The sequence below is a fragment of the Croceivirga radicis genome (assembly GCF_002072105.2).
GTDB classification, from domain to species: domain Bacteria; phylum Bacteroidota; class Bacteroidia; order Flavobacteriales; family Flavobacteriaceae; genus Croceivirga; species Croceivirga radicis.
Genome location: NZ_MTBC01000001.1, coordinates 271,942 through 283,967, shown reverse-complemented (window position 1 = coordinate 283,967; position 12,026 = coordinate 271,942). Strand labels below are relative to the sequence as shown.

The window sequence follows — 12,026 nt, the reverse complement described above, 5'->3', positions numbered from 1 at the left end:
TAAAAAACATGATTACAGCCACCAACCTTACAAAAACCTACGGAGTCAATACCGTTTTAAATATAGATTCACTAGAAATACCAAAAGGTCAAAGTTTTGGCTTAGTGGGTAATAATGGCGCGGGTAAGACTACGTTGTTTAGTGCGCTACTAGATTTGATTAAACCAACAACCGGCCATATTGTTAACAACCAAATACAAGTAGACCAAAGTGAAGCTTGGAAACCATTTACGGCAGCATTTATAGACGAGAGTTTTTTAATTGGTTATCTAACTCCGGAAGAATATTTCTACTTTATTGGAGAACTTCGGGGGCAGAACAGGGCAGACGTTAATGCCCACCTAGCCCAATTTAGCGACTTTTTCCATGGGGAGATTTTGGGTCAGAAAAAGTATCTGCGCGATTTATCTAAAGGAAATCAGAAAAAAGTAGGAATTGTAGCAAGTTTTATAGGTAATCCAGAGGTAGTGATTTTAGATGAGCCCTTTGCAAATTTGGATCCAACAACACAAATTCGGTTAAAAGGAATTATTAAGGAACTTGCGGCAAAAGAAAATGTTACCGTACTGGTTTCTAGTCACGATCTAATTCATGTAACAGAGGTTTGTGAACGAATTGTGGTATTGAATAAGGGCGAAATTGTAAAAGATATTGCCACTTCTGAAGCAACATTAAAAGAATTGGAACAGTTTTTTGCGGGGGAAGAATTGGTGTAGTTGCATTTTATCGATAAAGCCTATACTAAATAGCTATTTTTTTAGTTATGCATAGGTACAGAATTGCAACAAGTTGAAGCTTCATACTTTTAAAAATTACGTTCCGTTAGTGGCTTTGTTAGCTGTTATTGGGTGTTCTACCAAAAAAGACACCTTTATAAACAGAAACTGGCATGCACTAAATACCAAGTACAATACCTTGTACAATGGTAACATTGCTTTTGAGGAAGGAAGAGCAGAATTAAACGCTAATTATCAAGATGATTTTTGGGATTTATTACCCGTAGAGCGGCTAGAAGTTTCGGATCAGGTAAAACTAGATTCAGAAGATAACAACCCAAACTTTTTAAGGGCAGAAGAAAAAGCTACCAAGGCCATACAAAAGCATAGTATGGACATACAAGATTTAGAGCGCAACCCACAAACAGATGAAGCCTTCTTGCTTTTGGGTAAAGCCCGTTATTTTGATGAGCGATACATTCCTGCTTTAGAAGCGTTCAATTACGTTCTAAAGAAATACGAGTCTAGTGACAAGCTCAATGAGGCAACTATTTGGAGAGAAAAAACCAACATGCGTTTGGGCAATCCAGAGTTGGCTATCAAAAACCTTAAGCGCTTACAAAAGTTCGAACGGTTAAAAGACCAAGAATATGCAGATGCCAATGCCGTAATGGCACAATCTTATTTAGATATTGCAATTAAAGATACCGCAATACAAAAACTTAAGATTGCACAAGCTTACACCAAAAAGAATGAGGAGCGTGGGCGCTATTTATTCATAATTGGGCAGCTTTACAATCAACTAGGGTTTAAAGACAGTGCAAACTACGCCTTTGACAAGGTAATTGCATTAAACAGGAAATCGCCTAGGGTGTATATGATCAATGCGCACCTTAAAAAGATTTTAAATACCAAGGTTACCCCAGAAAATGAAGAATACTTACTGGAGTACCTTACGGATTTAGAAGAAAATCGTGAAAATCGTCCGTTTTTAGATAAAATTTACCATCAAATTGGAAATTATCATTTAGAAACAGGTTCGGATAGTTTGGCTTTGGTCTATTTTAACAAATCAATCAAGGCTACCCAGAACGATAGAAAACTCAATGCGTTTAATTACGAAACACTTGCAGCTTATAATTTTGATTTAAACAACTACAAACAGGCAGGTTCTTATTATGATAGTGTACTACAAAATCTAATGGAAAACACTAGAAAGTACAGAACTATAAAGAAAAAGTTTGATAATCTAGAGGATGTAATTGCTTACGAGGACATTGTAACGCATGCAGACAGTGTTATTACTGTTTATAACATGCCAGAAGAGGAGCGGGTAACGTACTTTGAGGCTTATATTGCAGACTTAAAAGCTAAAGAAGAGGCGCTAGAAAAAGAGAAGGAGAAAAGAGCTAATGCCGGTTTTGCGCAATTCGCAGCTTCTTCTGGTGGCAAACAAAATCAAGGTAAGTTCTATTTCTACAATGTGGTAAGCTTGGGCAAGGGCAAAACTACTTTTAGGACCCAATGGGGAGAACGTACTTTAGAAGACAATTGGCGTTGGAGCAATAAAAATACAGTGGCCATATCCGAAGCAACAGGAGAGGCTGTAACAAGTACAGATGTGGCAGTACCAGAAAACGAAAAGTTTTCTTTAGATTATTACTTAAGCCAAGTACCAACAGACACAAAAACAATAGATAGCCTTGTGGCAGAACGCAATTTTGCCAATTACCAGCTAGGCCTTATTTACAAGGAAAAGTTTAAAGAGAATCTATTGGCCGCAGGTAAACTAGAGCGTGTTCTTAAAGGTAATCCAGAAGAGCGCCTTATACTACCTTCTAAGTATAATTTGTATAAAATTTATGAGGAAGAGGGTAGTCCTCTTGCTAATGGAATGAAACAAGACATTATCCGCAATCATGATGGTAGTAGGTATGCAGAGTTGTTGTTAAACCCACAAGCGGTTCTAGATGTAAACGAGGAAGGTCCGGATGCTAGATATGCACAACTTTTTAAACTATATCAAGAACAAAAATTTATAGAAGTAATTACACAATCCCAAGAATGGATCAATAGATTTACGGGCGATCCTATTGTACCTAAGTTTGAACTGCTCAAGGCAAATGCCATAGGGCGCCTACAAGGGTTTGAACCCTTTAAGGAGGCGCTTAACTATGTGGCTTTAACGTATCCAAATAATCCAGAAGGTAAAAAAGCAGAACAAATAGTTGCGGAACAGTTACCTAAGTTGGCCAATAAAGAATTTAGCCCGGAAACGGGTGCAACGGGTACCGGAAATTGGAAGGTGGTATTTCCCTTTAAAATTTCAAATAATGAACCAGCCCTAGCATTAAAAGAGCGATTAGAAGCGGCGGTAAAAGATCTTCGATATAAAAATGCGGTAAGCAAAGATATCTACACGTTAGAAGACCAGTTTGTAGTAGTGCACGGCTTTAAATCTAAAGACTTTGCCTTAGGGTTTGCAGAACTGATAAAAAACAATAAGGATTACAGAATAAAGGATAAGAATTTCGTAATTTTATCAAAGAACTACCAAACTATCCTAGTCCATAAAAATTTAGAAACGTATAAAGAACAAATTTTAACCCCAAAACCGTGAGTAAAATGTTTTCAGACAACAAAAAGCCACGCCCAAATGAGGGCTTTGGTGGTGGTCAGCCCAACCGAATAGAAAAAAACACTGTAATTAAAGGAGATATTACTTCTGAGGCCGATTTTAGGATAGATGGCAAATTAGAGGGTAACGTAAAAACTTCTGGTAAGGTAGTTATTGGTAGAGGAGGCCTAATAAAAGGTAAAGTAGAATGCGTAAATGCAGACATAGAAGGTAATTTTGATGGTGAGCTATATGTGTCTGAATTATTATCCTTAAAAAGTGACGCAAAAATTGAGGGTACCGTAAATGTGGCAAAACTTGCCGTAGAACCAGGAGCTACTTTTAACGCTACCTGTACCATGGGTAAACCTAATCCAAATGCACAGCGTACCCAGCAGCCAAAACAAAATGAACCAGCAAAAGCCTCTTAACGAGCGCCAACAACTATTAAAAAATATTGCCAGTTTCTCTGGAGTAGCTATTCAAATGGGAGTCACCATTTATTTAGGTAATTTGTTAGGGGAATGGTTGGATCAAAAGTTTGTAACAGCCTATTGGGAAGAAATTATAACTTTGCTGGCTGTTTTTATGGCTATGGGCTTGGTAATTAAAAAGGCCATAGACATGAGTAAATAGCACTATGTTGAAGCAAGCTTTTAAAATAATCGCATTATTTATTGGTGTAGCCATCCTAGCTTATGGATTGCACACCAATTTTTTTTTGGAAAATGGTCCGTTTAAGGCTTTTTTAACCAATACGTACCTATTCCACTTTACGTTCTCGCTGGTTTTGGTATTATCCATTCAATTTCTATCCAAACAAGACAGTTTAAAAAATTCGCTAGGAATTGTATACCTGGCCATGTTGTTTGTAAAAATGGGCCTGTTTGTTTTATTGTTTAAAGAACCTTTGTTTGCCGAAGAAGAAACACCCAAATCTGAATTACTTTCTTTGCTGATTCCCTTTTTCTTAAGTCTATTGTTGGAGGTGTATTTCATCGCAAAAATCTTGACCAAAATAGATACATCAAACAATATTCGATGAAAATGGTTTGGATTACAGCAAGATGTATTACTTTTGCGCAAAATTTTGACGAGCCTCATTTTTGAAATTTATCATGATGAAGAAAAATCTAGGTATTACTAGTTTGCTTTTTGCACTGTTTGTATCCGTTCAATCATTTGCCATTTCTGACAAAGAACATGCTACTGACCATGGTGGTGAGGTAAATACCAAGGAAGAGGTTAACGAGTACATTCAGCATCACCTTAAAGATGCGCACGACTTTCATTTGTTTTCCTATACAGATTCTCACGGGGAACGTAAGCACATTGGCTTTCCGTTACCTGTAATTGTTTGGTCTAGTAACGGATTGCAAACGTTCATGTCTTCTGCTTTTCATCATGATGATGCAGGAAACGTGATTGTAGAAAAAGGAGGGTCTAGATTTGTAAAGATTCACGAAAAAATATACGAGTTAGATAAAGGGGCAACAGAAGTTGCTTTTGATGAAGCACACCACCCTACCAACGCTCACAAGGTTTTAGATTTTTCTGTTACCAAAGGTGTATTTGGTATGTTGTTGGCTGGTTTATTGTTGGTGTGGGCTTTTGCTTCTTTAGCAAAGCAATACAAAAACAAAAGTGTACCAACCGGTTTTGGCCGCATTTTAGAGCCATTGGTGTTGTATGTAAGGGACGAGATTGCAAGGCCTAACATTGGCGAGAAAAAGTATCAACGCTTTATGCCATTCTTGTTAACCGTATTTTTCTTCATTTGGGTGTTGAACCTATTGGGGATGACGCCGCTTGGTTTTAATGTAACGGGTAATATTGCTGTAACGTTTTGTTTGGCCTTATTTACATTTCTGATAGTTCAATTTAGCGCTAATAAAGATTATTGGAAACATATTTTCTGGATGCCGGGCGTACCAGTACCCATGAAAATTATTTTAATGCCAATTGAAATCTTGGGAATGTTTACAAAACCATTCTCTTTGATGATTCGTTTGTTTGCCAATATTACTGCAGGCCACTTTGTGGTAATGAGCTTAATTGCGTTAATGATATTGCTTAAATCTTCTTTTGGAGCTGTAGGCTCTACGGGAATCTCTTTTGTGTTAACCTTGTTCATTACGGTAATAGAATTGTTGGTGGCGTTTTTACAGGCGTTTATCTTTACAATGCTTTCTGCCTTGTTTATTGGAATGGCGGTTGCGGAGCATGACCATGAACATGAGCACGACGCACATGGCCATGAGGTTTCTGATGTGGAAGACGTTAGGGAAAATTTTGTTTAGAATTATTATTGTTTAATTATTTATAAAGTCAATTACTATGTACAACTTAATTGGAGCTGGATTAATCGTTATCGGTGGTGGTATCGGTTTGGGTCAGATTGGTGGTAAAGCGATGGAAGGTATCGCTCGTCAACCAGAAGCAGCTGGTAAAATCCAAACTGCGATGATCATCATCGGTGCACTTTTAGAAGGTTTGGCCTTTGGTGCGTTGATCCTAGGAAAGTAATTACAAAGAACACTTATCCTGCAACGGTTGGTTGCAGGAGGTGTTTTTAAAACATTTGCGATTAAATAATAATTGATAAAAGTATTTTAAAATGGATTTGTTAAACGATTTTTCACCGGGCTTATTTGTAATGCAAGCCATCATTTTATTGGTGTTGATTTTCTTGCTAGCAAAATTTGCATGGAAACCAATAATGCAATCTTTGAATGAAAGGGAAAAAGGAATCCAAGATGCATTAGATGCTGCCGAAAACGCACGTAAAGAAATGCAAAACTTGCAAGCAGATAACGATAGATTGTTGCAAGAGGCTAGAGCAGAACGCGAATCTATGTTGAAGGAAGCTAGAGAAATCAAAGAGAAAATGATTTCTGACGCAAAAGAGCAAGCTCAAGTAGAAGGTGATAAGATGATTGCTCAAGCACAAGCTGCAATTGAAAGCGAAAAGAAAGCGGCTATGGCTGAAATTAAATCACAAGTGGCTACCCTTTCTGTAGATATCGCAGAAAAAGTTATCAAAGAAGAATTGTCCAGCAAAGACAAGCAATTAAAGCTTGTAGAAAACATGTTGGGTGATATCAAATTAAATTAATAGTAAGAAAAGAATCCTATGAGCGATTCAAGAGCAGCTACACGTTACGCCAAGGCGGTGCTAGATTTTGCCATGGAGCAAAAGGCCGCTGATAAGGTAGAGAAAGACATGAAAGATATCATTGCTACTATTGCAGAAAGCAATGAACTTAAACAAGTTCTTTCCAGCCCTGTCGTAAAGTCAGAAATCAAAAAAGCTAGTTTAAAAGCTATCTTTAAAGATGGTGGTCAAATAACCATGGGTTTATTAGACACCTTAATGGCCAACAAACGTTTGGATTTGTTGAACGAGGTTGCTTTAAAATATATAGCCCAATACGAGCAACGTAAAGGGGAAGATGTGGCATATGTAACATCTGCCGTGCCTTTAACAAAAGCATTGGAAGATAAAATATTAGCGCAAGTAGCTAGTTTAACCGGCAAAAAAGTAACCTTGGAAAACAAGGTTGACGAAGCCTTGGTTGGTGGTTTTGTGCTACGTGTGGGCGACTTGCAATACGATGCAAGTGTAGCAAGCAAATTAAAAAGTTTAAAAAGGGAATTTACAAATAGTCTATAACAATGGCAGCAGTAAAAGCAGCTGAGGTATCAGCAATCTTAAAAGAGCAATTATCGGGATTTGAAGCATCTGCTTCTTTAGATGAAGTGGGTACTGTACTTCAAGTAGGTGATGGTATTGCACGTGTTTACGGTCTATCTAACGCACAATATGGTGAGTTGGTAGAGTTTGATGGCGGTATGCAAGGTATCGTATTAAACTTAGAAGAAGATAACGTAGGTGTGGTACTTTTAGGTCCTTCAAAAGAAATCGTTGAAGGTGCTACTGTTAAGCGTACACAACGTATTGCTTCCATCAAAGTTGGTGAAGGTATCGTTGGTCGTGTTGTAGATACTTTAGGTAACCCTATAGATGGTAAAGGTCCAATTTCTGGAGACACTTATGAGATGCCACTAGAGCGTAAAGCGCCTGGAGTAATCTTCCGTCAACCAGTAAATGAGCCAATGCAAACAGGTATCAAATCTATTGATGCCATGATTCCTATTGGTCGTGGTCAGCGTGAGTTGGTTATTGGTGACCGTCAAACAGGTAAAACAACCGTTTGTATAGATACCATTCTAAACCAAAAAGAATTTTATGATGCAGGTGAACCTGTATACTGTATCTACGTTGCTGTAGGTCAAAAAGCTTCTACCGTTGCTGCAATTGCAAAAACTTTAGAAGAAAAAGGTGCTTTAGCGTATACTACAATTGTAGCCGCAAACGCATCTGATCCTGCGCCAATGCAAGTATATGCGCCATTTGCCGGTGCTGCAATAGGTGAGTACTTCCGTGATACGGGTAGACCCGCATTGATTGTTTATGATGATTTGTCCAAGCAAGCCGTTGCTTACCGTGAGGTGTCTTTGTTATTAAGAAGACCACCAGGACGTGAGGCTTACCCTGGTGACGTTTTCTACTTGCACTCAAGATTATTAGAGCGTGCGGCTAAGGTTATTGCGGATGATGAAATTGCAAAGAACATGAACGATTTGCCAGAATCGTTAAAGCCAATCGTAAAGGGAGGTGGTTCTTTAACCGCATTGCCAATTATTGAAACACAAGCAGGTGACGTTTCTGCCTATATCCCAACCAACGTAATTTCTATTACAGATGGTCAGATATTCTTAGAGCAAGATTTATTTAACCAAGGTGTACGTCCTGCAATTAACGTAGGTATCTCTGTATCTCGTGTAGGTGGTTCTGCCCAGATTAAATCAATGAAGAAAGTATCTGGTACGCTTAAATTAGACCAGGCACAATTCCGTGAACTAGAAGCATTTGCTAAGTTTGGTTCTGACTTGGATGCAGCTACCTTAAACGTAATTGAAAAAGGTAAGCGTAACGTAGAAATCTTAAAGCAAGCGCAGAACGACCCATTTACGGTAGAAGACCAGGTGGCTATTATTTTTGCTGGTTCTAAGAACTTGCTAAGAGATGTGCCGGTAGATAAAGTAAAAGAGTTCGAAAGAGATTACTTAGAGTTCTTAAATGCTAAACACAGAGGTGTTTTAGATACCTTAAAAGCAGGTAAACTTACAGATGAGGTTATAGAAACTTTAACAGCTGTTAGTAAAGAACTTTCTGCAAAATATAAAGCTTAAATTTTAATCTAAAGGATGGCAAATCTTAAAGAAATACGTAATAGGATTTCATCGGTAAAGTCTACCATGCAGATTACCAGTGCCATGAAAATGGTATCTGCTGCTAAGCTTAAAAAAGCGCAAGACGCCATTACCGCTATGCGTCCTTATGCAGATAAATTAACGGAGTTGTTGCAAAGTTTAAGTGCTAGTTTAGAAGGTGATGCTGGCAGTGCTTATGCAGAAAACAGAGAGGTTAATAAGGTTTTGGTTGTTGCCATTACTTCTAACAGAGGTCTTTGTGGTGCGTTTAATGCTAATATCATTAAACAAACAACAGCTTTAAAGCAACAATATCAAGGTAAGCAAGTAGACTTTGTTGCCATAGGTAAAAAAGCCAATGATGCCCTTACTAAAGCAGACACGGTAATTGCTAACCATAGTTCGATTTTTGATGACTTAACTTTTGAAAATGTAGCAGTAATTGCTGAAGATTTAATGCAACGTTTTGTGGCCGGTGAATACGATAAAATACTTATCATCTATAATAAGTTCAAGAATGCCGCAACACAGGTGGTTACCACTGAGCAATTTTTACCTATTGTACCGGTTGCATCAGAAGGTGATGTAGTTGCTTCAGATTACGTTTTTGAGCCTTCTAAGCCAGAGATTATTGAGCAGTTAATCCCTAAGTCCTTAAAAACACAATTGTACAAAGGAATTAGAGATTCTTTTGCTAGTGAGCATGGTGCACGTATGACAGCTATGCACAAGGCTACAGATAATGCCGGTGAGTTAAGAGACCAGTTAACCTTAACGTACAACAAGGCTAGACAAGCAGCTATTACTAACGAAATCCTAGAAATCGTTGGTGGAGCAGAAGCTTTAAACAACTAATAAGAACGTTTTGTTCTACTAAAGCCCCTGAAATATTTCAGGGGCTTTTTTTGTTTGGCACTAATTTTGGTTTTCTATCTTTATAAGAATAATAAATAGTACAAAATGAAATGGTTTTCCTATATATTTTTTAGTTTGATTTTTACGCTTAGTAGTTGTTCGTCGCAAAAAACCTTTGTTAAGGAAGCCCCATTTACAACAGGTGATGTTACCTGCCAGTATTGGGCAGGTGGTAGGGCAGAAAGTGGTTCTGGCACCAAACTTAAAATTCCCGTTGGGCAATTAGATAAAGAAGGGGTAACCTTTGCCCAAGCTTTTTTTAGGGGCAAAGTTGCGGATTTAAAAATGGTGAAGAATTCAGATGAAATGTATGCTGAAGCAAATTTTAGTAATAAAATGGATAAACCAGACATTGTAATGCATGCAGACCCAAAGAAAGAGGTAGGTAACAAACCTCCAAAATTACAAAAGGAAAATCCATTTGAGCTGTCAGAAAATGAATGTGTGATTAGTTATACAGAAAACGGTGAACTCAAATATCTTAAAATTGATAACGTAAAGGAACTAAAGCCAAAAATGTATCAATAGGCCTAAAATGTGTACCTTTATCTTTTAAATTTCCCCGAAGTTCTACTTCGGGGTTTCTGTTAAACATCTACCCAATTGAGCATCCTCAACAAACTGTTTAAACAAACATTTATTTATGGTTTGGCCACGGTTTTACCACGGATACTCTCATTTATTCTAGTGCCTTTTCATACTGGGGTTATGAATACCAGTACCTATGGTGAAACCTCTTTGGTATTTACTTTTATTGCCATTTGCAATGTGGTATTAGCCTATGGAATGGAGACGGCTTTTTTTCGTTTTTTTAATAAAGAGGCTAACAAAGAAAATGTAATTTCTACTAGTTTAATAAGTGTAGCAGCTACTACATTAGGTTTTGTCATAATTTCTTGGATTTTTAAATCGGGTATCGCAACGCTTTTAGAGTTAGACAACACCTTGTTTTTAATCGTTGTAGCGGTCTTGGCTTTTGATGCATTGACCATTATCCCATTTGCCTGGTTGCGGGCGAAAGAGCGCCCTATGCGTTATGCGGTGGTAAAGGTTACTACAGTGGCAATAAATTTATTTCTCAATTTATTCTTTTTGGCTATTCTACCCAAGTTACAAGAAAGTGATAATGCCTTGTGGCGGGCCATTTTTGTAGAGGATTTTCAAGTAGAATATGTTTTTATAGCCAATGCCATTTCTAGCGGAATCGCCTTTTTGTGGGTAGGCGGTATTTACCTAGATACCAAGTATATTTTTGAGACCACGCTATGGAGGCGTATGATGCGTTATGCCATGCCCGTATTAGTTGCGGGAGTTGCCTATACTATAAATGAAGTTTTTGACCGGTATTTATTAGAGTGGCTGTTGCCAGCAGATATATCTAAATCAGAAATAGGAAAATACTCTGGATGTTATAAACTAGCCGTTTTTATGACGCTTTTTTCTACAGCCTTTAGATTGGGTATAGAACCTTTCTTTTTTAGTCATGCAGATTCTAAAAATCCGCAAAAAGGCTATGCTCAAATCACGGATTATTTTGTCATATTTGGGAGTATAATTTTACTAGTAGTAGTTGTCTTTGCCGATGTTATTAAATTGGTTTTAATCCCCAATGAAGCTTATTGGGAAGCATTAAAAATTGTACCGTTTATAGTGCTTGCCAATTTCTTTTTGGGTATTTATCACAATCTGTCCGTTTGGTATAAGGTTACGGATAAAACACGCTATGGTGCTTTTATATCGGTAATAGGTGCTATCATTACCTTGGCCATCAATATTATTTTTATACCCAAAATAGGGTATATGGCCTCTGCAATAGCAACCTTATGCGCGTATACCGCAATGATGTGTTTAAGTTATTACATGGGTAAAAAATTGTATCCTGTACCCTACAATATGAGAAAGATTATATTTTACGGAGGGGTATCTATACTATTCTCCTTTTCATCATTCTATATTTTTAACCGTAACTTAATCGTTGGTTCCTTTTTGCTTTGCCTATTTTTGGGGGTCATTTATAAGATGGAAGGCGATAAGTTAAAAGCAATATTCATAAAACGTGGAAATTAAAATCATAAATAAATCGGCTCATGCTTTACCGCATTACGAAACGTTGGCGTCTGCAGGTATGGATTTAAGGGCTAACATAGAGGAGCCAATCCTGCTAAAACCCTTAGAACGAACCATTGTTAAAACAGGTTTGTTTATAGAACTACCTGTAGGTTATGAAGCCCAAGTACGTCCTAGAAGTGGTCTGGCGGCCAAAAAAGGGATTACCGTACTTAATGCCCCGGGAACAGTAGATGCCGATTACCGAGGTGAGGTTGGTGTTATTTTGGTGAATTTGTCCAATGAAGAATTTACCATTGAAAATGGTGAGCGTGTGGCCCAATTGGTTATTGCCAAACATGAACGTGCCACATGGATAGAGGTTAACGAGCTTTCAGAAACAGCACGTGGAGCGGGCGGTTTTGGCAGTACGGGTGTAAAATAACAGCAGTATA

General features: G+C 37.8%; 14 protein-coding genes. All 14 read left to right on the top strand.

Features of this window, described 5'->3' with window-relative positions; all coding sequences use genetic code 11:
- The first annotated feature begins 8 nt into the window (after positions 1–8).
- The 14 genes from BUL40_RS01325 (at position 9) to dut (ending at position 12,016) form a co-directional block, all read left to right on the top strand.
- Positions 9–716: an ABC transporter ATP-binding protein gene (locus BUL40_RS01325; RefSeq protein ID WP_080317765.1), complete on the top strand. Its 708-nt coding sequence runs from the start codon at positions 9–11 to the stop codon at positions 714–716.
- A 73-nt stretch (positions 717–789) separates the two neighbouring features.
- On the top strand, positions 790–3,336 hold the full coding sequence (gene porW, locus BUL40_RS01320; protein WP_080317764.1) for a type IX secretion system periplasmic lipoprotein PorW/SprE: 2,547 nt from the start codon (positions 790–792) through the stop codon (positions 3,334–3,336).
- Positions 3,337–3,341: 5 nt separating this feature from the next.
- A complete protein-coding gene (locus BUL40_RS01315) occupies positions 3,342–3,764 on the top strand; it encodes a bactofilin family protein (protein ID WP_010516250.1) in 423 nt (140 codons plus the stop codon).
- A complete protein-coding gene (locus BUL40_RS01310) occupies positions 3,742–3,969 on the top strand; it encodes an AtpZ/AtpI family protein (RefSeq protein WP_010516249.1) in 228 nt (75 codons plus the stop codon). Before BUL40_RS01315 ends, BUL40_RS01310 begins: the two co-directional genes overlap by 23 nt.
- Positions 3,970–3,973: 4 nt before the next feature.
- Positions 3,974–4,378, top strand: coding sequence for a DUF6168 family protein (locus BUL40_RS01305; RefSeq protein WP_080317763.1), 405 nt, complete (start codon positions 3,974–3,976; stop codon positions 4,376–4,378).
- A 76-nt stretch (positions 4,379–4,454) separates the two neighbouring features.
- Positions 4,455–5,633, top strand: coding sequence for a F0F1 ATP synthase subunit A (atpB, locus tag BUL40_RS01300; RefSeq protein WP_010516247.1), 1,179 nt, complete (start codon positions 4,455–4,457; stop codon positions 5,631–5,633).
- Positions 5,634–5,670: 37 nt separating this feature from the next.
- Positions 5,671–5,859 (top strand): ATP synthase F0 subunit C, encoded by a 189-nt coding sequence (atpE, locus tag BUL40_RS01295; protein ID WP_004569351.1) that lies wholly within the window; start codon positions 5,671–5,673, stop codon positions 5,857–5,859.
- Positions 5,860–5,950: 91 nt separating this feature from the next.
- A complete protein-coding gene (locus BUL40_RS01290) occupies positions 5,951–6,448 on the top strand; it encodes a F0F1 ATP synthase subunit B (protein ID WP_010516228.1) in 498 nt (165 codons plus the stop codon).
- An 18-nt stretch (positions 6,449–6,466) separates the two neighbouring features.
- Positions 6,467–7,006 carry an ATP synthase F1 subunit delta gene (gene atpH, locus BUL40_RS01285; RefSeq protein WP_010516226.1) on the top strand — a complete coding sequence of 180 codons (540 nt, stop codon included), beginning with the start codon at positions 6,467–6,469 and terminating at the stop codon, positions 7,004–7,006.
- A 2-nt stretch (positions 7,007–7,008) separates the two neighbouring features.
- Positions 7,009–8,589: a F0F1 ATP synthase subunit alpha gene (atpA, locus tag BUL40_RS01280; protein ID WP_010516224.1), complete on the top strand. Its 1,581-nt coding sequence runs from the start codon at positions 7,009–7,011 to the stop codon at positions 8,587–8,589.
- 15 nt (positions 8,590–8,604) lie between these two features.
- The gene (gene atpG / locus BUL40_RS01275; RefSeq protein ID WP_080317762.1) at positions 8,605–9,465 is read left to right on the top strand and encodes an ATP synthase F1 subunit gamma; all 861 of its coding nucleotides are present in this window, start codon (positions 8,605–8,607) and stop codon (positions 9,463–9,465) included.
- 105 nt (positions 9,466–9,570) lie between these two features.
- Positions 9,571–10,053: a hypothetical protein gene (locus BUL40_RS01270; RefSeq protein ID WP_080317761.1), complete on the top strand. Its 483-nt coding sequence runs from the start codon at positions 9,571–9,573 to the stop codon at positions 10,051–10,053.
- A gap of 75 nt (positions 10,054–10,128) precedes the next feature.
- The gene (locus BUL40_RS01265; protein WP_080317760.1) at positions 10,129–11,592 is read left to right on the top strand and encodes an oligosaccharide flippase family protein; all 1,464 of its coding nucleotides are present in this window, start codon (positions 10,129–10,131) and stop codon (positions 11,590–11,592) included.
- Positions 11,582–12,016: a dUTP diphosphatase gene (gene dut / locus BUL40_RS01260; RefSeq protein WP_080317759.1), complete on the top strand. Its 435-nt coding sequence runs from the start codon at positions 11,582–11,584 to the stop codon at positions 12,014–12,016. Before BUL40_RS01265 ends, dut begins: the two co-directional genes overlap by 11 nt.
- The last annotated feature ends 10 nt before the right edge of the window (positions 12,017–12,026 follow it).

Bases quoted from the DNA above. Each gene is read 5' to 3' on its own strand.
- BUL40_RS01325 (WP_080317765.1), top strand. From the start codon at position 9: ATGATTACAGCCACCAACCTTACAAAAACCTACGGAGTCAATACCGTT.
- BUL40_RS01315 (WP_010516250.1), top strand. From the start codon at position 3,342: ATGTTTTCAGACAACAAAAAGCCACGCCCAAATGAGGGCTTTGGTGGT.
- BUL40_RS01310 (WP_010516249.1), top strand. From the start codon at position 3,742: ATGAACCAGCAAAAGCCTCTTAACGAGCGCCAACAACTATTAAAAAAT.
- BUL40_RS01305 (WP_080317763.1), top strand. From the start codon at position 3,974: ATGTTGAAGCAAGCTTTTAAAATAATCGCATTATTTATTGGTGTAGCC.
- atpB (WP_010516247.1), top strand. From the start codon at position 4,455: ATGAAGAAAAATCTAGGTATTACTAGTTTGCTTTTTGCACTGTTTGTA.
- atpE (WP_004569351.1), top strand. From the start codon at position 5,671: ATGTACAACTTAATTGGAGCTGGATTAATCGTTATCGGTGGTGGTATC.
- BUL40_RS01290 (WP_010516228.1), top strand. From the start codon at position 5,951: ATGGATTTGTTAAACGATTTTTCACCGGGCTTATTTGTAATGCAAGCC.
- atpH (WP_010516226.1), top strand. From the start codon at position 6,467: ATGAGCGATTCAAGAGCAGCTACACGTTACGCCAAGGCGGTGCTAGAT.
- atpA (WP_010516224.1), top strand. From the start codon at position 7,009: ATGGCAGCAGTAAAAGCAGCTGAGGTATCAGCAATCTTAAAAGAGCAA.
- atpG (WP_080317762.1), top strand. From the start codon at position 8,605: ATGGCAAATCTTAAAGAAATACGTAATAGGATTTCATCGGTAAAGTCT.
- BUL40_RS01270 (WP_080317761.1), top strand. From the start codon at position 9,571: ATGAAATGGTTTTCCTATATATTTTTTAGTTTGATTTTTACGCTTAGT.